The 18,320-nt window shown below is 72.7% G+C and carries 20 protein-coding genes; 9 read left to right on the forward strand and 11 right to left on the reverse strand.

Features of this window, described 5'->3' with window-relative positions:
• Positions 1-119: 119 nt before the first annotated feature.
• Positions 120-1,595 carry a helix-turn-helix domain-containing protein gene (locus IE258_RS16440; RefSeq protein ID WP_189744133.1) on the reverse strand — a complete coding sequence of 492 codons (1,476 nt, stop codon included), beginning with the start codon at positions 1,593-1,595 and terminating at the stop codon, positions 120-122.
• Positions 1,596-1,816: 221 nt separating this feature from the next.
• Here IE258_RS16440 and IE258_RS16445 point away from each other — a divergent pair, with 221 nt between their 5' ends.
• Complete coding sequence (locus IE258_RS16445; RefSeq protein ID WP_159324701.1) at positions 1,817-2,539, forward strand: lysophospholipid acyltransferase family protein; 723 nt, start codon at positions 1,817-1,819, stop codon at positions 2,537-2,539.
• Between the two features lie 79 nt (positions 2,540-2,618).
• Positions 2,619-3,644 carry an NAD-dependent epimerase/dehydratase family protein gene (locus tag IE258_RS16450; RefSeq protein WP_189744135.1) on the forward strand — a complete coding sequence of 342 codons (1,026 nt, stop codon included), beginning with the start codon at positions 2,619-2,621 and terminating at the stop codon, positions 3,642-3,644.
• A gap of 89 nt (positions 3,645-3,733) precedes the next feature.
• Here the strand turns inward: IE258_RS16450 and IE258_RS16455 are convergent, their stop codons facing one another.
• The 8 genes from IE258_RS16455 to IE258_RS16490 form a co-directional block, all read right to left on the reverse strand.
• Positions 3,734-5,347, reverse strand: coding sequence for an alpha/beta hydrolase (locus IE258_RS16455; RefSeq protein ID WP_189744137.1), 1,614 nt, complete (start codon positions 5,345-5,347; stop codon positions 3,734-3,736).
• A 152-nt stretch (positions 5,348-5,499) separates the two neighbouring features.
• Entirely contained in the window at positions 5,500-6,264 is a 765-nt protein-coding gene (locus tag IE258_RS16460) for an urease accessory protein UreD (RefSeq protein ID WP_189744139.1), read from the reverse strand.
• Positions 6,261-6,938, reverse strand: coding sequence for an urease accessory protein UreG (gene ureG, locus IE258_RS16465; protein ID WP_159324705.1), 678 nt, complete (start codon positions 6,936-6,938; stop codon positions 6,261-6,263). Before ureG ends, IE258_RS16460 begins: the two co-directional genes overlap by 4 nt.
• A gap of 167 nt (positions 6,939-7,105) precedes the next feature.
• The gene (locus IE258_RS16470; RefSeq protein WP_189744141.1) at positions 7,106-7,780 is read right to left on the reverse strand and encodes an urease accessory protein UreF; all 675 of its coding nucleotides are present in this window, start codon (positions 7,778-7,780) and stop codon (positions 7,106-7,108) included.
• A gap of 8 nt (positions 7,781-7,788) precedes the next feature.
• Positions 7,789-9,510: an urease subunit alpha gene (locus tag IE258_RS16475; RefSeq protein ID WP_189744143.1), complete on the reverse strand. Its 1,722-nt coding sequence runs from the start codon at positions 9,508-9,510 to the stop codon at positions 7,789-7,791.
• The gene (locus IE258_RS16480) at positions 9,503-9,814 is read right to left on the reverse strand and encodes an urease subunit beta (RefSeq protein ID WP_189744145.1); all 312 of its coding nucleotides are present in this window, start codon (positions 9,812-9,814) and stop codon (positions 9,503-9,505) included. The genes IE258_RS16475 and IE258_RS16480 overlap by 8 nt, the downstream gene beginning before the upstream one ends.
• 14 nt (positions 9,815-9,828) lie before the next feature.
• The gene (locus tag IE258_RS16485) at positions 9,829-10,131 is read right to left on the reverse strand and encodes an urease subunit gamma (RefSeq protein ID WP_059297606.1); all 303 of its coding nucleotides are present in this window, start codon (positions 10,129-10,131) and stop codon (positions 9,829-9,831) included.
• Between the two features lie 224 nt (positions 10,132-10,355).
• Entirely contained in the window at positions 10,356-10,637 is a 282-nt protein-coding gene (locus IE258_RS16490; RefSeq protein ID WP_189744147.1) for a type II toxin-antitoxin system Phd/YefM family antitoxin, read from the reverse strand.
• A gap of 111 nt (positions 10,638-10,748) precedes the next feature.
• On the opposite strand from IE258_RS16490, the gene IE258_RS16495 reads away from it, so the two are divergent.
• The 3 genes from IE258_RS16495 (at position 10,749) to IE258_RS16505 (ending at position 12,689) form a co-directional block, all read left to right on the forward strand.
• The gene (locus IE258_RS16495) at positions 10,749-11,384 is read left to right on the forward strand and encodes an ATP-dependent Clp protease proteolytic subunit (RefSeq protein WP_189744149.1); all 636 of its coding nucleotides are present in this window, start codon (positions 10,749-10,751) and stop codon (positions 11,382-11,384) included.
• A 7-nt stretch (positions 11,385-11,391) separates the two neighbouring features.
• Positions 11,392-11,700 carry a hypothetical protein gene (locus IE258_RS16500; RefSeq protein ID WP_189744151.1) on the forward strand — a complete coding sequence of 103 codons (309 nt, stop codon included), beginning with the start codon at positions 11,392-11,394 and terminating at the stop codon, positions 11,698-11,700.
• Positions 11,701-12,215: 515 nt separating this feature from the next.
• Entirely contained in the window at positions 12,216-12,689 is a 474-nt protein-coding gene (locus IE258_RS16505; protein ID WP_189744152.1) for a C40 family peptidase, read from the forward strand.
• On the opposite strand, the gene IE258_RS16510 is transcribed toward IE258_RS16505, so the two are convergent.
• Complete coding sequence (locus IE258_RS16510; RefSeq protein ID WP_189744155.1) at positions 12,660-13,172, reverse strand: ATP-binding protein; 513 nt, start codon at positions 13,170-13,172, stop codon at positions 12,660-12,662. The genes IE258_RS16505 and IE258_RS16510 overlap by 30 nt on opposite strands.
• A 216-nt stretch (positions 13,173-13,388) precedes the next feature.
• Here IE258_RS16510 and IE258_RS16515 point away from each other — a divergent pair, with 216 nt between their 5' ends.
• On the forward strand, positions 13,389-14,249 hold the full coding sequence (locus IE258_RS16515) for a helix-turn-helix domain-containing protein (protein ID WP_189744157.1): 861 nt from the start codon (positions 13,389-13,391) through the stop codon (positions 14,247-14,249).
• A 9-nt stretch (positions 14,250-14,258) separates the two neighbouring features.
• Complete coding sequence (locus tag IE258_RS16520) at positions 14,259-14,501, forward strand: DUF397 domain-containing protein (protein WP_229892140.1); 243 nt, start codon at positions 14,259-14,261, stop codon at positions 14,499-14,501.
• A 41-nt stretch (positions 14,502-14,542) separates the two neighbouring features.
• Here the strand turns inward: IE258_RS16520 and IE258_RS16525 are convergent, their stop codons facing one another.
• A complete protein-coding gene (locus tag IE258_RS16525; RefSeq protein WP_189744159.1) occupies positions 14,543-15,670 on the reverse strand; it encodes an 8-amino-7-oxononanoate synthase in 1,128 nt (375 codons plus the stop codon).
• Positions 15,671-15,820: 150 nt separating this feature from the next.
• Here IE258_RS16525 and bioB point away from each other — a divergent pair, with 150 nt between their 5' ends.
• Together bioB and IE258_RS16535 are read left to right on the forward strand one after the other, a co-directional pair.
• A complete protein-coding gene (gene bioB, locus IE258_RS16530) occupies positions 15,821-17,041 on the forward strand; it encodes a biotin synthase BioB (RefSeq protein WP_189744161.1) in 1,221 nt (406 codons plus the stop codon).
• The gene (locus IE258_RS16535) at positions 17,034-18,320 is read left to right on the forward strand and encodes an adenosylmethionine--8-amino-7-oxononanoate transaminase (protein WP_189744163.1); all 1,287 of its coding nucleotides are present in this window, start codon (positions 17,034-17,036) and stop codon (positions 18,318-18,320) included. Before bioB ends, IE258_RS16535 begins: the two co-directional genes overlap by 8 nt.

Raw genomic sequence — 18,320 nt, forward strand, 5'->3', positions numbered from 1 at the left:
CGCGGGCTGGCGGAACCCTCACACCCCGACGCACCGCAATCAACGGCTCCGCGGGCGCGGTGCGGTCCTGTCAAATTCCGGCAAGTACGGGTGGGGCCGCCGGGGAGGTGACTCCCGGCTCACTCCCCCGCGTCCAGCAGCCGCTCCCGGTACGCCTTGACCTCGGGCAGGTCGGCCCACTTCCCGGTGAGCCGGCTGTGCAGGCCGCGCAGTTCGGCGGTGACCATCGACTCGCGCGAGCGCACCGCCTCCGGCAGGGCCTCCGTGGCGAGGGCGACGGCGGCGCCCGGATCGCCGGCACACGCCCAGCTGTCCGCCAGGCGCAGGGTGAGCAGCAGCCGGGCGCTCCGCATCTGCGGCGGCACCTGTGCGCGCGAGCGTGCGGTGGCGTCCACCGCACGCCGGGCCGCCGCCCGGTCCCCGGTCGCCACGGCGAGGTCGCGCAGGGCGCCGCCGATCGCCGAGTCGACCCGCATCGCGCCCTCGGCCCCGGCCATCCAGGGCGCCTCCAGGTGGTCCTGCGGGCCGAGGCGGGCGAATCCCCGGCGGGCCAGGGAGATGTGGTGGCGGCAGGCCGCCGCGTCGCCCGCCAGGGCGTGGCCGCGTGCCTGGTACAGGTCGGAGAGGGTGGCCATCCACCGGCGTCGCGCGTCCACCGCGCCGATGCCCTGCGCGTACCCGAGCATCAGGGAAGGGTCCCCGTCGAGCCGGACCAGGGTGCACATGTCGCTGAGCAGGGTCGCGCGGGCCGAGGCGTCCTGGACGGCGTCCGCCCAGCGCAGGCCGTGGCCGAACCAGGCCATCGCCACGCCGATCTGACCGCGCTCCATCCGCAACCGCCCGGCGACCTGGGCGTACTGGGCGCCGAGCCGCAACTGCCCGTACGGCAGCCGCCCGGCGGAGTTGACCTCGCCGGCCCAGCGGGCCAGGGCCCGCAGCAGTCCCTCCACGGCACTCACGCGGCCCTCGTACCGGAACGCCTCGCGGATCAGGCAGGCCAGGACGGCGGTGAGGCCGTGCAGCAACTCCGTCTCGGCGACCGCCGTTTCGCCGCCCGCGCCCCACGCCGGGGCCGCACCGCCCGCCGGTCCCGGCCCGCCGAGCAGCGCCGGTAACTCACCCGGTTCGGGCACCGCGCAGCCCGCGGTGCCGTGCAGCGGGCAGGCCAGCCCCTCGGCGGGCAGCCGCGCGGGCCACATCCGGGCGTCCGGCGCGCCCTGCCCCGCGGGGACGTCCGCGCCGGGCAGCGGCGCGAACAGCGCCGGGTCGACCGGGCCGCTGCCCGGCCGCGGCACCTCGCGCGGTGCGGCGACGACCGCGGCCAGCTCCCCGCCCGTCTCCAGCACCGCGTCGAGCCTGCGCACCAGCCCCACGGGCGGCTCGCGCAGGCCCGCCTCGAGCTTGCTCACGGCGGAGTGGTGGTAGCCCACCCGCAGGCCGAGTTGCAGTTGCGTGAGCCCGGCCGCCCGGCGCAGGGAGCGCAACTGCCGCCCGAACTCCGCCCACGGGGCCCCGTCCGCCCGTGCCGGTCTTTCCGTCGGTGCCGGTCTTTCCGTTCGCGCCGGTCCGTTCGTCCGTGCCGATCCGCCGGTCATCCGCCGCCCTCCCCCCGGGTCGCGCCCCCGCCGCGGGCCGTGCGCCACCCGGGCTTCGCGCCTTCCGCCACCGGACAGCACAGAGGAGAGGGCGGGACGCGTCAATCGAGTTGACCGAAGAGCGGCCGAACCGGTCCCGTCCGGTTTCGGCGAGGTCGGGCTACGATCGATCACCGGCCGCGGACGACCGGCCGAGAGCCCGGAGAACTGGGAGAGACACCGTGTTCTACTACGTGCTCAAGTACGTACTGCTGGGCCCGCTGCTGAGGGTCGTCTTCCGCCCCCGGATCGAGGGGCTCGACCATGTGCCGGGATCGGGGGCGGCCATCGTGGCGGGCAACCACCTCTCCTTCTCGGACCACTTCCTCATGCCCGCGGTGCTCAAGCGCCGCATCACCTTCCTCGCCAAGGCCGAGTACTTCACCGGCCCCGGCATCAAGGGCAGGCTGACCGCGTTCTTCTTCCGCAGCGCGGGGCAGATCCCGGTGGACCGCTCCGGCAAGGAGGCGGGGCAGGCCGCGATCCGCGAGGGTCTCGGCGTGCTGGGCAGGGGCGAGTTGCTCGGCATCTATCCGGAGGGCACCCGCTCGCACGACGGCCGGCTGTACAAGGGCAAGGTCGGCGTCGCGGTGATGGCGCTCAGGGCCGGGGTGCCCGTCGTGCCCTGCGCGATGATCGGTACCTTCGAGGCCCAGCCGCCGGGCCGGAAGATCCCCAAGCTGCACCCGGTGGTCATCCGCTTCGGCGAGCCCCTCGACTTCTCCCGGTACGCCGGCATGGAGGGCGAGAAGGCCGTGCTGCGCGCCGTCACCGACGAGATCGTCTACGCGATCCTGTCCCTGTCCGGTCAGGAGTACGTGGACCGGTACGCGGCGGACGTCAAGGCCGAGGAGGCCCAGAAGGCGGCGCAGGGGCGGAGGTTCCCCCGGCTGCCGCACCGCTAGCCGGGGCCCTTCGGGTGCCGTCGTCTGCCGTGGGCAGAAGGGCGTGGCCGACCGGCGACGGGACGCCTACGGTCGCCGTATGACACGTGCGGTGGTAGTCGGGGCGACGGGACAGATCGGACGGGCGGCGGTCGCCGCGCTGGCCGGGGACGGCTGGGAGGTGACGGCCGTCTCGCGGGGCGGCGACCGGGACGCGCGGTGGCCGGGGGACGTACGGGTGGCGCGGGCGGACCGGGAGGACGACGCGGCGCTGTCGGCGGTGGTGGGCGAGGGCTGCGACGTCCTGGTGGACGTGGTGGCCTACGGGGAGCGGGAGGCACGGCAGTTGGTCTCGCTCGCCGGGCGGGTCGGCTCGGCGGTGGTGATCTCCAGCGTCTCGGTCTACGAGGACGACAAGGGCCGCAACTTCGACACCCAGGCCGAGCCCGACGGGTTCCCCCGGTACCCGGTGCCGGTCCCGGAGACGCAGCGCACCGTCCGTCCGGGCGACGGCTCGTACAGCACCGGCAAGGCGGCGCTGGAGCGGGAACTCCTCGCGGCGGGCGACCGGTTGCCGGTGACGCTGCTGCGGGCGGGCGCGATCCACGGGCCGTACTGCCGGACGCCTCGCGAGCTGTACTTCGTCAAGCGCAACCTCGACGGCAGGCGCCGGCGCGTGCTCGCGTACGGCGGTGCGAGCCGTTTCCACCCGGCGGGCGTGCGCAACATCGCGGAGCTGATCCGGCTGGCCGCCCCGCGGCCGGGGACGCGCGTGCTGAACGCGGTGGATCCGGACGCCCCGACGGTGGCGGAGATCGCGGCGGCCGTCGACGCGGTGATGGGCGTGGAGACGCAGGACGTGCTGCTGGACGGCCCGCCGGTGGACGGTGTGGGCGACACCCCGTGGAGCGTGCCCGCGCCGGTGGTGTGCGACATGGGCGCGGCGCGGGAGCAGTTGGGCTACCGCCCGGTGGCACGGTACGCCGACACCCTGCCGGAGACGGTGGCCTTCATCCGGGAGCGGCTGGCCGGGCGTGACTGGCGGGAGGCGTACCCGCAGATGTTCCGGGCGTACGGCGACCTCTTCGACTACGCGGCGGAGGACACCTGGGCCGAGGGACGCTAGCGGCACGGGAAAGGGGCGACCGGTCGCTGCACGGGAAGGGGGCGACCGGTCGGACCGGTCGCCCCCTCACTTCGGGTCCGCCCGCCGGGTTACGGCTTGGGCGTGGCGTGCGGCGCGCAGGTCACGTCGCGGGCGTCCACCTTGCCGGTGAGCAGGTAGGTGTCCACGCGGTCGTTGACGCACGGGTTGACCAGTCCGGTGACGCCGTGCGAGCCGGCGTCCCGCTCGGTGATCAGGCGCGAGCCCTTGAACCGCTGGTGCAGTTCGACGGCACCCTCGTACGGGGTGGCGGCGTCCCGCTCGGACTGGACGATCAGCACCGGCGGAAGTCCCTTGCCGGTCTTGACGTTCAGCGGGGTCTGCTGCTTGACCGGCCAGGTGGCGCAGGGCAGGTTCATCCAGGCGTTGGCCCAGGTCATGAAGGGGTGGTCGCGGTGCAGCCGGGTGTTGTCCCGGTCCCAGGTGTTCCAGTCGGTGGGCCACTTGGCGTCGGTGCACTCTACGGCCGTGTACACGGCGTTGCCGTTCTCCGCGGAGGCGTTGCCCGCGGTGTCGGACGGGTCGGGTGCGGCGGCGTCGACGAGGGCCTGGGTGTCACCGGCGACGTACTTGCTGAAGATCTCGGCGGTCGGCGCCCAGGCGGAGTCGTAGTACGGGGCGCTCTGGAAGAAGGAGATCAGCTCGGCCGGTCCGACGACGCCGCCCAGCGGCTCCTTCGCGGCGGTGGCGCGCAGGGCGAGCCACTGCTCCTGGACCTCGGCGCGGGTGTCGCCGAGGTGGTAGGTGGCGTCGTTCGCGGCCACCCAGTCCTGCCAGTCCTTCCAGCGGCCCTCGAAGGCGACGTCCTGGTCCAGGTTGGCCTGGTACCAGATCTTGTCGCGGGACGGGTTGACGACGCTGTCGACGACCATGCGGCGGACGTGGCCCGGGAAGAGGGTGCCGTAGACGGCGCCGAGGTAGGTGCCGTAGGAGACGCCGAGGTAGTTGAGCTTCTTCTCGCCGAGCGCGGCGCGGATGACGTCGAGGTCGCGTGCGGTGTTCGGCGTGGTCATGTGCGGGAGCATCTCGCCGCTGCGCTCGAAGCAGCCCTCGGCGTACTCGCGGGCGAGCTTGCGCTGGGCGAGCTTGTCGGCCTCCGACCCGGGCACGGGGTCGGCCTTGGGAGCCTTGACGAACTCCTGCGGGTCGACGCAGGAGATGGGCGCGGAGTGGCCGACACCGCGCGGGTCGAAGCCGACGAAGTCGTATGCCTTGGCGGTCTTGGCCCACACCGCGCTCTTGCTCGTGACGCGGGCCGGGAAGCGCAGGCCGGAGCCACCGGGACCGCCGGGGTTGTAGACGAGCGCGCCCTGGCGCTCGCTCCTGGTGCCGGTGTTGCCGATGCGGTCGACGGCGAGCCTGATCTGCTTGCCGAACGGCTTGGCGTAGTCCAGCGGCACCGTGACGTACCCGCACTGGATGGGCTTCGGCAGGTTCCAGTCGGCGGCGCAGTCCTCCCAGTCGACGCCCGCGCGCGCTGCGCGGGCGGCGGCGATGGTGACCCCGCGCTCCTCCCGGTCCCAGCCGCGAGCGTGCCCTTGACCGTCGGCCTGGGCGGCGCTCGCGGCGGGCGCCGAGACGGCCCCGGCTATCAGCGTGGCGGTGACCAGCGCTCCGGCTGTGCCGAACGCGGTCGCCCTCCGCCGCATGCTGCTCGTGCTCAAGTGGCCCTCCCGTACGTGTTCGCGACAAGTACGGGGATCCTCGCGGCTGTGGGATTCCTGAGAACAGAGCTGGTACTACTTCTTTGCCAATCCGATAAACGGAGAAAGGCGTTCGATCGGCGGACCCACCGGCCGGCCCGAGGGCGGGAGGCTCAGTCCAGCGAGGCCAGCGCCCCGTCCAGCAGCCGCCGCAGCCGCAGCGCGTCGGTCGCCACGGCGGTCACCAGGGCGGCGGGCCCGGCGAGCGGCAGGACGGCCGCGCCCTCCTCGAACGTGCGCGCCGCCGGTGGCTCGGTGGCGAACCCGGGCCGTACGACGACCAGCTGGCCGACCGCGCGGTGTCCCGCCAGTCCCGCGGGCCCGTCCCAGCCGCCCGGCGCCCCGGGCCCGCACGCCAGCTCCTGGTCGAGGACGCACCGCCCGTCGATCCGTACGGTCAGACGGCTGGTGAGACGCCCCGGTTCCTCCCCGGCCCGCCCGAGCACCTGCTCCTCACGCAGCAGCAGCCGCGCCCCGGCGGCGAGGTCGACGGAGGTGGTGACGTGCAGGTCGCTGCCGCCGGCCGAGATCAACTGCTCGGGCAGCCAGCACAGTTCGGCATCCTCGTCGACCGCGAGCCGGACGTCGTAGCAAGCCCCGGTCTTGTCCTGCCCCGGCAGCGCGAGGGTCGCGGCGGCCGAGCCCACCCTCAGACGAGCGCCGCCCGCCGCGTGGGCCGCCACCGTGAAGTGGTCGCCACCGAGCGGCCCGCTCATCGCGCCGACCAGCATCACCCGGGCCTCGGCACCGCTGCCCCGGGTCCGCCGCACGGCGAGCGGCCCCTCGCCCTCCAGCACCGGCAGGACGGTGCCGCCGCGCCCGTCGCCGCGGGCCAGTACGCGGGCGGTCGCCCGGACGCCGCCCGCAGCGGTGGTCACGCGGTCCACGCGGCGATCCGGCCCCGCACCCAGTCGGCGACCTCCCCGACCCCGCCCTCGCTCCGGAGCGACTGGAGGACGACGGGCAGTTCGCCGCGCGCCGCCTTGGCGTCGGCGGCCATGCGCGCGAGGTCGGAGCCGACGTACGGCGCGAGGTCGGTCTTGTTGACGATCAGCAGGTCGGCGGTGGCGACACCGGGTCCGCCCTTGCGCGGAATGTCGTCGCCGCCGGCCACGTCGATCACGAACACCTGCGCGTCGACGAGTCCCCGGGAGAAGGTGGCGGTGAGGTTGTCCCCACCGGACTCCACCAGGACGAGGTCGAGCGGACCGACCTCGTCCTCCAGGTCCTCGACGGCCTCCAGGTTGGCGGAGATGTCGTCCCTGATGGCGGTGTGCGGGCAGGCGCCGGTCTCCACGGCGGTGATCCGCTCGGGCGGCAGCACGGCCTCCCGGAGCAGGAACTCGGCGTCCTCCCGGGTGTAGATGTCATTGGTCACCACGGCGAGGGACAACTCCTCCCGCAACGCCCGGCACAACGCGGCGACGGTGGCGGTCTTCCCGGACCCGACGGGCCCACCGAGCCCGATCCGCAGCGCACGCCGACTCCCGTCGGCCCGCCGGGCATCGGCGGAAACAGCGGCGGAGGATTCGAGGTGATGGTCAAGATGCATACGGCAACTCCTGTCAAAGCTGGGGGAAATCAGCCCGTCCGGCGTTTGAGGACGAGGCCGTTCAGGCCGAACGGGGGTCCAGGGGGCAAAGCCCTCTGGCGGGGTAGAAGGGGCAGAGCCCCTGGGGTCGGGATCGGGAAGGGGCGGCGGGGGCGAACCCAACCCGCCTACGAGGCGAACAACCGCACAGCCCAAGCGGCATGCGCCTCGGCCCCGATCTCCAGCAGCGGCGCGGACCGCGCGGGCAGCACGTCGACCCCGTCGGTCACGACGCGCTCGCCCGTCTCCACGGCCTCCTGAGCCACCCGGTCCATCTCGTCCGAGAGCCGCGCCAGCACCCCCGTCGCGTCGAACGGATCGAGACCGAGCAGCCGCACGACGGCCGTCGCGGGTCCGCTCACCCCCTCGTAGAGGGAGCAGTACGCCGCGTCGAGCGGCCCCAGACCGGCCGCACGCGCGGCCAGTCCCAGCACGACGGGCTGATGGGCGCCCTTGGGGAACAGCGCGGCCAGGGCGTCGAGTTCGGCACTCGGCCAGGTCGCCCGGGCGGCCCGCATCAGCTGCCGTCCCAGCCTGCGCGCCGCCACCCGCAGGGCGGGCGACGGGGTGCGGGCGTCGGCGGCCCGGTTAAGTTCCCCGGGGTCGACACCGAGGGCGGCGGCAGCCGCGACGCACGCCGCGACGACCCCGCTCGTGTGCAGCCGCCCCCGGCAGAACGCCTCCAGGCTCGCGGCGTCGGTGATGCGTCCCGCCCGGACGGCGGCCTCCGCCCCGCCGGAGTGGGCGTGCCCTCCGGCGGGAAATCGGCCGTCCGCGAGGACGAGCAGTGCGGCGCGGGTCATACCGGCGCTCAGAAGAGGAAGTACCGCTGGGCCAGCGGCAGTTCGGCGACGGGGGCGGGTTCGACGAGTTCGCCGTCGATGGTCACCGCGAAGGAGTCCGCGGCCACCTCCACCCGGGGCAGCGCGTCGTTCTGGCGCATGTCGGCCTTGGTACGGCCGCGCGTGGACCGGATGGGCACGAACTCCCGCCCGAGCCCGAGCCGCTGTGCCAATCCGTCCTCGACGGCCTGCTCGGACACGAAGTTGACCGAGTTGGTGGCGGGGGCGGCCCCCAGGGCACCGAACATCGGGCGCGGCAGGACGGGTTGCGGCGTGGGGATGGAGGCGTTCGCGTCGCCCACCTGCGCGTACGCGATCTGGCCGCCCTTGATGACGAGCTGCGGCTTCACCCCGAAGAAGCGGGGGTCCCAGAGCACCAGGTCGGCGAGCTTGCCGGTCTCGACGGACCCGACCTCGTGCTCGATGCCCTGGGCGACGGCGGGGTTGATGGTGTACTTGGCGACATAGCGACGGGCGCGCAGGTTGTCGGCGCGGGTGTCGCCGGGCAGGAGGCCGCGCCGGCGCTTCATCACGTGCGCGGTCTGCCAGGTGCGCAGGATCACCTCGCCGATGCGGCCCATGGCCTGGGCGTCCGACGACATGATGGAGATCGCGCCCATGTCGTGCAGGATGTCCTCGGCCGCGATGGTGCTGGGCCGGATCCGGGACTCGGCGAAGGCGAGGTCCTCGGGGACGGCGGGGTTGAGGTGGTGGCAGACCATCAGCATGTCGAGGTGTTCCTCGACGGTGTTGACGGTGTGCGGCCGGGTCGGGTTGGTGGACGCCGGCAGCATGTTGGGCAGCGACACCGCCGTGATCATGTCAGGCGCGTGGCCGCCGCCGGCGCCCTCCACGTGGAAGGCGTGCAGGGTGCGGCCCGCGACCGCGTCGAAGGTGTCGCCGACGAAGCCGGCCTCGTTCAGGGTGTCGGAGTGGACGGCGAGTTGGACACCGGACTCCCCGCACACGTCCAGGCAGGCGGAGATCACGGCGGGGGTCGCGCCCCAGTCCTCGTGGATCTTGAAGCCGAGGACGCCGGCGCGCAGTTGGTCGCGCATGGACTCCTTCGACATGGTGCTGCCCTTGCCGAGGAAGCCGATGTTGACGGGGCTCGACTCCAGGGCGGCGAACATCCACGCCAGATGCCAGGCGCCGGGCGTGACGGTGGTCGCCTTGCTGCCCTCGGCCGGGCCGGTGCCGCCGCCGATGAGCGTGGTGACGCCGGACGCCAGCGCCTCGTGGACGGCGTCGGGCGCGATGAAGTGGACGTGGGTGTCGATGCCGCCCGCGGTGACGATCTTCCCGTTGCCCGCGACGATCTCCGTCTCGGGGCCGATGACCAGGTCGGGGTGGACACCGTCCATGGTGTCGGGGTTGCCGGCCTTGCCGATGCCGGTGATCCGGCCGTCGCGGATGCCTATGTCGGCCTTGACGATCCCCCAGTGGTCGATGATCACGGCTCCGGTGATCACCGTGTCGGGGGCGCCTTCGGCGCGGGTGGTGCGCGCCTGGCCCATGGACTCGCGCAGTACCTTGCCGCCGCCGAAGACGGCTTCGTCGCCGGAGCGGCCGGGGCCGCCCGAGCGATCCTCCTCGATCTCGACGAGGAGGTCGGTGTCGGCGAGGCGAACGCGGTCGCCGGTGGTCGGGCCGAACAGGTCGGCGTAGGCGGTGCGGGACAGTTCAGGCATCGAGGGCACCTCCGGTCGCGCCGCGCAGTCCGACGACGACACGGGCTCCCGCGAGGGGGATCAGCCGCACGTCGACGGGGACGCCGGGCTCGAACCGGACGGCGGTGCCGGCGGCGATGTCCAGCCGCCTGCCGTGCGCCGCGGCGCGGTCGAACTCGAGACCGGGGTTGGCCTCGGCGAAGTGGTAGTGGGAGCCGACCTGGACGGGCCGGTCGGCGGTGTTGAGCACGGTCAGGCGGGTGACTTCGCGGCCTTCGTTGAAGGCGACCGGCTCGTCGGCGAACAGGATCTCTCCGGGGATCACGACTGCTGCCCCCGTCAGATGATCGGTTCGTGGACGGTGACCAGCTTGGTGCCGTCGGGGAAGGTGGCTTCGACCTGTACGTCGTGGATCATCTCGGGGATGCCCTCCATGACCTCGTCGCGCTGGATCAGCTTGCGTCCGGAGGCCATGAGTTCGCCGACGCTGCGCCCGTCCCGGGCGCCTTCGAGGATGTGCGCGGTGATCAGCGCGACGACCTCGGGATGATTGAGCTTGACGCCTCGTGCGCGGCGCTTCTCCGCCACGTCCGCGGCCACATGGATGAGCAGTCTCTCCTGCTCGTGCGGGGTCAGTTGCATTTACCACCTCACAGGGCATCACGCCAGGACCGGCCGGTCCGGCTGCCGCGGCCACCGCGACGGCTCTAGATGTAACACACGTGAACCGGCCGGAAAGCATCTACCGGTCCGTGGAAAACCGCAGGTGGATCGGGGTGCAGACTAGGGCTACAGTGTTACGGCCACGTCACCCGGTTTTGACCGATTGATTACCGATGCAGTCGGCGGCTTCCGGCATGCCCGCACTAGGACGGGTTCGGCCCCCGGTGCTCCGCGGCGATGCCGAAGCGGTGGGGCTCCCGCGGCGTCGCGGCGGCCGGGTCGTGGACCGCGGCGACCGAGGTGACCACCTGGCCGTCCGGGGAGTCCTGGATCTCTTCCAGCCGTTCGAGGTCGGCGGCGGAGACGAGGGCGACGAGGGGCTTGCCGTGCCGTGTCACGACGACGCGCTCGCCGCCGTACACCACCCGGTTGATCAGGTCGGCCAGCTCGGCCCTGGCTTGCGTCACCGGAATCTCGTAGGCCATGGGCCCAGCTTACGGTTTCGCCCGAATCCACACCCGGCAAGCGTACGTCCTGTACATTTTTTACAGAGACAGCGCAGCCGAAGTCGGTACTGCCACGAGGAGGGGTTCGTCATGACCCGGCCGTCCGCCCGCCATGTCCTGCCGGAGTTCACCGAGCGCACGAGTGCGGGGACCCGGACTTCGGACCCGTACTCCAAGCTGCTCCAGGAGCGCATCGTCTTCCTCGGGACACCGATCGACGAGACCTCGGCGAACGACGTGACGGCCCAGTTGCTGTACCTGGAGCACCAGGCGCCGGACCGGGACATCGAGCTCTACGTCAACTCGCCCGGCGGTTCCTTCACCGCCATGACCGCGATCTACGACACGATGCGCCACCTCGCCTGCGACGTGGCGACGACCTGCCTCGGGCAGGCCGGTTCGTCCGCCGCGGTGCTGCTGGCGGCGGGAGCCGCGGGCAAGCGCGCCGTACTGCCGGGCGCCCGGGTGGTGATCCGCCAGCCGGCGCTCACCGAACCGGTGGAGGGCCCGGCGAGCGACCTCGCCGTCCACGCCGCCGAATTGCTCCGTGTCCGCGCCCGACTGGAGGAGATCCTCGTACGGCACACGGGCCGCACGCCCGAGCAGGTGCGCACGGACATCGAGCGGGACACGGTCCTGGACGCGCAACAGGCCCTGGAGTACGGGCTGGTGGACCGGATCGTGCCGGGGCGCAGGACCCCGCCCGCCTCGCCCGGCGCGAGGTGATCCGCCCGTGCTGCCACCCGAGTTGCCCCCGCTGCCCGCCCTGACCCGCGCCGAGGCCGAGGTCATCGACCGCTATCTGGACGTCGTCGACCTGCTCGGGCGCATCAACCCGGGGCGTGACGGCGACACCTACGGCGGGCTGCGGGCCGCCCAGGCGCTGGTGGGCAAGGCGACGGCGCTGCGTGACGCGCTGGCGCTGATGCACCGGCGCGGCGAGACGGAGGTGCACGCCGCCACCCTGGCCCGGGCCCTGCGGGTGCTGGACGGTGAGCGCCGCGCCGCGCGGGTCGGCCTCCCGCCGCGCACCGGGAGCTGAGAAGGCCCGAGTCGAAACGGACCAAACGGCGTACCCCCTTTCGGCGTAGGGACACCTTCGATTCACGACCGGTCGAAGTTGCGGCGCCCCGTGCCCGGCCGGTGCGACGGGCCGCTCCGCCGCTGGTCCCGGGGCCGTCACCGCACTCGACGGCACCTCGAACACGAGGTGGTGACCCGAACGGGCGAGTGGGACGTAACAACACAAAGGGCACGTTCCGTTGGGAAATCCCCTCGGGGCGGGACAAGATCCGTGACTGACGACAAGCCCCCGCCGCAGCGGCGGGGCGGTCCGGGCGGACGCCGAGTCCTGCCGCCGTCCGGACGACCGGTCGCGAGGAAGTGGATCGGCAGGAGTGGAGGACCCGAGCACGACGGGTCGCCGGCACGGCCGCCTCCGCGAGAGGCACCGGGCCGAGCGGTCCTTGGGGTGAAGCCGCACTCGTGCGGCCGGGCAACTTCGCCAGCCCGAATCCGACAGGTCATCCTTCACAGGCGGCTGACGAAGGGTTGCGCATGTCCGCGCTCAATCGCGTCCCGTCCCTGATGGCTCGTGCCGGTACGGCCTCGGCCCTCACCCTCGCCGCCGTGGGCGGCTCCGTCGTGGTTCCCGGTGTCGCCTCCGAGGCGGCCGCGGCGAGCCATGCGACGAAAGCCCTCAAGATCGCGGCCTCCAAGAAGGGTTCCCCGTACCGCTGGGGCGCCACCGGTCCGCACCGGTTCGACTGTTCCGGCCTGACGCTGTACTCGTTCAAGAAGGCCGGCAAGAAGCTGCCGCGCACCGCGGCCCAGCAGTACAACAAGACCCGCCATGTCTCCGCCAAGAACCGCAAGGCCGGCGATCTCGTGTTCTTCCACTCCGGCCGCAGCGTCTACCACGTCGGCATCTACGCCGGGAAGGGCAGGCTCTGGCACGCCCCGAAGACCGGGGACGTGGTGCGGCTGCAGAAGATCTGGACCTCAAGCGTCTGGTACGGCCGGGTCAAGTAGCCCGTCCGCGGGGGTGACGGCGCTCTGCCCCGCCGTCACCCCCGCGGGTGTGCCCGGCCCGCCCGGGGGCGTCCAGGGCAGTTCGACGGAAATGGTCTTGCCGCCCTCGCGGGTGGGCCGGACCCTCAGCCGGCCGCCGCACTCGGCGGTCAGCCAGCGGATGATCACCATGCCCCGCCCGTTGTCCTGCTGGACGGCGGCGGGCAGCCGCTTGGGAAAGCGGGGATGGCTGTCGGTGACGCCGAGTCGCAGCCGCTCGTCGCGGTCGAGGACGAGGTCCACCGTGAAGGTGGGCGACTGCCCGAACGTGTGCTGAACCGCGTTGGTCGCCAGTTCGGAGATGATGAGCCGCACGGTCTCGGACAGTTCGGCGTCGCCCGGCAGCCCCCACTCCGCCAGGGTGCCGACCACGTAGGTCCGCGCGGCGGCCACCGAGGCGGGATCGCTCGGCAGAGTGACGGATGCTTCCAGATGGTCTGCCATGGCGACGTCGTCCCTTTCTCACGGGACCGCAGGCCCGACACGGAGCGGATGGTTCGAGTACGGTCCCGGACTGGTGCTTCGCCGCCAGACTGCCACCAACAGACCCGTGGAGGGCGGCGATCCACCAAGATATGCATATATCTGTCGCTCGAAGCGGTGAACTCTGCGACGGCAGAGCGTATTCGGGCGGCTCATAAGGAGTAGGGGAGTTGTCCCATGCAGCACGGTCCCGTGGTGCGCCGCCGAAAGCTGGGCGCGGAACTGCGCGCCCTGCGCACATCGGCGGGCATCACCAGCGGCGAGGCGGCCCGGCTCGTGGGCTGGCACCAGTCGAAGATCAGCCGGATCGAGACGGGGACGAGCGGGGCGAAACCGTCCGACGTGCGGTTACTGCTGGACGCCTACGGCGTGGACGACGAGCAGCTGCGGGGGCTGCTGGTGACGCTGGCGCGCTCCGAGGACGCGGCGGGACGCAACCACTGGTGGCACGCGTACCGCGGGGTACTGCCCCCGACCTACCGCGACTTCATCAGCCTGGAGTCGCAGGCCAGCGCGATGCGCACGCTGGAGACCACGGTGGTCCCCGGCCTGCTCCAGACGCCGGAGTACGCCCGCGCGGTGACGCGGGCCGCGGTGGACGGCATGCCGACGGAACGGCTGGACACGCTGGTGGAGGTCCGGCTGGCGCGGCAGGACGTGCTGCGCGGCGAGCCGCCCCTGGAGCTGAGCGCGGTACTCGACGAGGCGGTACTGCGCCGCGAGGTGGGCGGGCCCGGGGTGATGGCCCGTCAACTGGCCAGACTGGTCGACGCCGCGCGGCTCCCCCATGTCCGCCTCCAGGTCCTGCCGTTTTCCGCCGGGGCGCACATCGGCGTCACCGGCCCTTTCGTAATCTTCTCATTTTCGAGCACTTCTGATCTGGACGTGGTTGTTCTCGACCACTTGACGAGTAGCCTGCACCTCGAACGGAAAGAAGACCTGGAGGCCTACACCGAGGCCTTCAACGCCCTTCTGATCCATGCCCTTTCGCCCGAGGACTCGTTGGACTTCATCGCCGCGACCGCGGCAGGCGCGTAAGGAGGCACCATGTCAGGATCCCTGTCCGAACGTCCCCGGAACATCCCTGTCAGCACCGATATGACCGGCGTGCGGTGGCTGCGCAGCAGCTACAGCACCGGGGCCAACAACTGTGTGGAGACGGCCCGTCCGTCAGTCGGCCGCTGCGCCGGACTGCTCGCCGTGCGCGACTCCAAGAACCCGGCCGGACCCGCCCTGCTCATCTCCCCCGAGAGCTGGACGGCGTTCACCGCCGGAGTCCACCGCGGCTGACCCGCCGCACCCCGGACGGCGCACGGCCGTGTCCCGCCGACTCATGGCCGCGTGTCGCCGATCACCCGCACAGCACGCTCGATCTGTTCCCCGGAGAGGTCCCCGCGAGCGGTCAGCCTGAGCCGTGAGATGCCGTCGGGCACCGAAGGAGGGCGGAAGCAGCCCACGGACAGGCCGGCCGTCCGGCAGTCGGCCGCCCACCGTACGGCCTCCTCCGGGGAGGGCGAGCGCACGGAGACGACCGCGGCGTCCGGACGTACCGCGTCCAGACCCGCGGCGGTCAGGCGCGCGTGCAGTTCGGCGGCGACCGCGCGGGCCCGCGCGGCTCGCTCCGGCTCGCGGCCGAGCAGTCTGAGCGCCGCCAGGGCGGCCCCTGCCGCGGCAGGGGCCAGTCCGGTGTCGAAGATGAACGTACGGGCCGCGTTGACCAGGTGGGCGATCACCCGGGCGGGGCCCAGCACCGCGCCGCCCTGGGCGCCGAGGGACTTGGACAGGGTGACCGTCACGACGACGTCGTCGCGGCCCGCGAGTCCGGCACCCTGCGGGGCGCCCCGGCCGCCGTCGCCGAGGACGCCGAGACCGTGGGCGTCGTCGACGACCAGTCCGGCCCCGTGCGCCCGGCAGGCATCGGCGAGCGCGACCAGGGGCGCGGCGTCGCCGTCGACGGAGAAGACCGTGTCGGAGACGGCCACGGCAGGCCCGTCGTGCGTCGCCAGCGCCTTGCGCACGGCCTCCGGGTCGGCGTGCCCCACGACCTGGGTGGTGCCGCGGGCGAGTCGGCAACCGTCGATCAGTGAGGCGTGGTTGCCCGCGTCGGAGACGACGAGGCTGCCGTGCGGGGCCAGCGCGGTGACCGCGGCGAGGTTGGCCGCGTAGCCGGAGGAGAAGACGAGTGCGGCCTCGAACCCGCAGAAGTCGGCCAGTTCGCGCTCGAGTTCGGCGTGCAGCGCGGTCGTGCCGGTCACCAGCCGCGAGCCGGTGGCGCCGCCGCCCCAGGTCCGCGCGGCCGCGGCCGCCCCCTCGACGACCTCCGGGTGCCGGGCCAGTCCCAGGTAGTCGTTGCTCGCCAGGTCCAGCAGCGGCGACGCCGCCGGGCGGGGGCGCAGCACCCGTACGAGTCCGGCCTCGCGGCGCGCCCGGTCCTGCTCCTCGATCCAGCCGAACGCCATGGGGCGGCCCTCCGGTGTTTTGTAGGCAATGAACAGACATTAGCGGTCCGGCCACCCCCGCGAGGTGTGGCAATACCCACACGTCGATCTGTCAGTGTTGTGCAAAGTCTCCTTGGCCGCGAACGGCCCCTTAGGACAGGATCGGCTCTCATGGACCTGCTGAACACGCTGGTGGACAAGGGGCTTCGGCGCGAGTCGCCGACCCGCGAGGAGGCGCTCGCCGTCCTCGCCACTTCCGACGACGACGTGCTCGACGTGGTGGCCGCGGCCGGAAAGGTGCGCCGCCACTGGTTCGGCCGACGGGTGAAACTCAACTACCTCGTCAACCTCAAGTCGGGCCTGTGCCCCGAGGACTGCTCCTACTGCTCGCAGCGGCTGGGCTCCAAGGCGGAGATCCTCAAGTACACCTGGCTCAAGCCCGACCAGGCCTCGGCGGCCGCCGCCGCCGGAGTGTCCGGGGGCGCCAAGCGCGTGTGCCTGGTGGCCAGCGGACGGGGTCCGACGGACCGGGACGTTGACCGGGTCTCGGACACCATCAGGGCCATCAAGGAGCAGGACGACTCGGTAGAGGTGTGCGCCTGCCTGGGGCTGCTGTCCGACGGGCAGGCGGAGCGGCTGCGGGAGGCCGGCGCCGACGCCTACAACCACAACCTCAACACCTCCGAGTCGACGTACGGCGACATCACCACCACGCACACGTACGCCGACCGGGTGGACACGGTGAACAAGGCGCACGCGGCCGGGCTGTCCGCCTGCTCGGGCCTCATCGCGGGCATGGGCGAGAGCGACGAGGACCTGGTCGACGTGGTCTTCTCGCTGCGCGAGCTGGACCCGGACTCGGTGCCGGTCAACTTCCTGATCCCGATGGAGGGCACGCCGCTGGCCAAGGAGTGGCACCTCACTCCGCAGCGCTGCCTGCGCATCCTGGCGATGACGCGGTTCGTCTGCCCGGACGTCGAGGTGCGCATCGCGGGCGGGCGCGAGGTGCACCTGCGCACCATGCAGCCGCTCGCCCTGCACCTGGCCAACTCGATCTTCCTCGGCGACTACCTCACCAGCGAGGGTCAGGCGGGCCACACCGACCTGGAGATGATCGCGGACGCCGGATTCGAGGTGGAGGGCGCCGGGGAGGTCACGCTGCCGGAGCACCGCGCGTCGGTGGTGCGGGGCGGGGGCTGCGGCTCGCACGAGGGTGGCGGCGGCTGCGGCTCGCACGCGGGCGCCGACGGTGATTCGGGTTGCGGGGCGCACGCCGGTGGTGGAGTGTGCGCGCCCGCGTCCACGGCGCCGCGCCCCGCCGAGGAGCCCCGCACGGACCTGGTGTCGGTGCGCCGCCGCGGCGCCGGGACGGACCTCGCGCCCAATGCCTGAGCCCGCGTTGGACGTCGCCGAGCTGCTGGCACTGGACCGGCGCCACGTCTGGCACCCGTACGGGCCCATGCCCGGCCGGCAGGACCCGCTCGTCGTGGAGTCGGCGAGCGGGGTCCGGCTGCGGCCGGCCGACGGCTCGGGGGAACTGGTCGACGGGATGTCGTCCTGGTGGTCGGCGATCCACGGCTACAACCACCCGGTGCTGAACGAGGCCGCGCGCGAGCAGTTGGAGCGGATGAGCCACGTGATGTTCGGCGGGCTCACCCACGAGCCCGCCGTACGACTGGCGAAGCTCCTTGTCGACATGTCGCCCGAGGGTCTGGAGCACGTGTTCCTCGCCGACTCCGGTTCGGTGTCGGTCGAGGTCGCCGTGAAGATGTGCCTGCAGTACTGGCGTTCGCTCGGCCGCCCCGGCAAGCAACGCCTGCTCACCTGGCGCGGCGGCTACCACGGCGACACCTGGCAGCCCATGTCGGTGTGCGACCCCGAGGGCGGGATGCACGAACTGTGGTCCGGCGCCCTGCCGCGCCAGGTCTTCGCCGACGCGCCGCCCGCCGAGTACGAGGTGGCGTACTCCGACCACCTGCGGTCGATGATCGAGCGGCACGCAGAGGAACTGGCCGCGGTGATCGTCGAGCCGGTGGTGCAGGGCGCCGGCGGGATGCGCTTCCACTCCCCCGCGTATCTGCGGGTGCTGCGGGAGGCGTGCGACGCGCACGGCGTGCTGCTGGTGTTCGACGAGATCGCGACCGGGTTCGGTCGTACGGGCGCGTTGTTCGCGGCGGAGCACGCGGCGGTGACGCCGGACGTGATGTGCGTGGGCAAGGCGCTGACCGGCGGCTACCTGACGATGGCGGCCACGCTGTGCACGTCACGGGTGGCCGACGGCATCTCCCGGGGCGAGGTGCCGGTGCTGGCCCACGGGCCGACGTTCATGGGCAATCCGCTGGCCGCGGCCGTGGCGTGCGCGTCGATCGGACTGCTGCTCGGCCAGGACTGGCGCGCGGAGGTCAAGCGGATCGAGACGGGCCTCGGCGAGGGCCTCGCGCCCGCCGCCGAGCTGCCGGGCGTGCGCGATGTACGGGTGCTCGGCGCCATCGGGGTGGTGCAGCTCGACCACGCCCTCGACATGCGGGCTGCGACGGAGGCGGCGGTGCGCGAGGGCGTGTGGCTGCGCCCGTTCCGCGACCTCGTCTACACCATGCCGCCGTACATCACGGGCGACGCGGACCTGGCACGCATCGCCCGCGCGGTGTGCGCGGCGGCACGGGAGGGATGA

The sequence above is a fragment of the Streptomyces tendae genome, assembly GCF_014650435.1.
Lineage (GTDB): Bacteria > Actinomycetota > Actinomycetes > Streptomycetales > Streptomycetaceae > Streptomyces > Streptomyces tendae.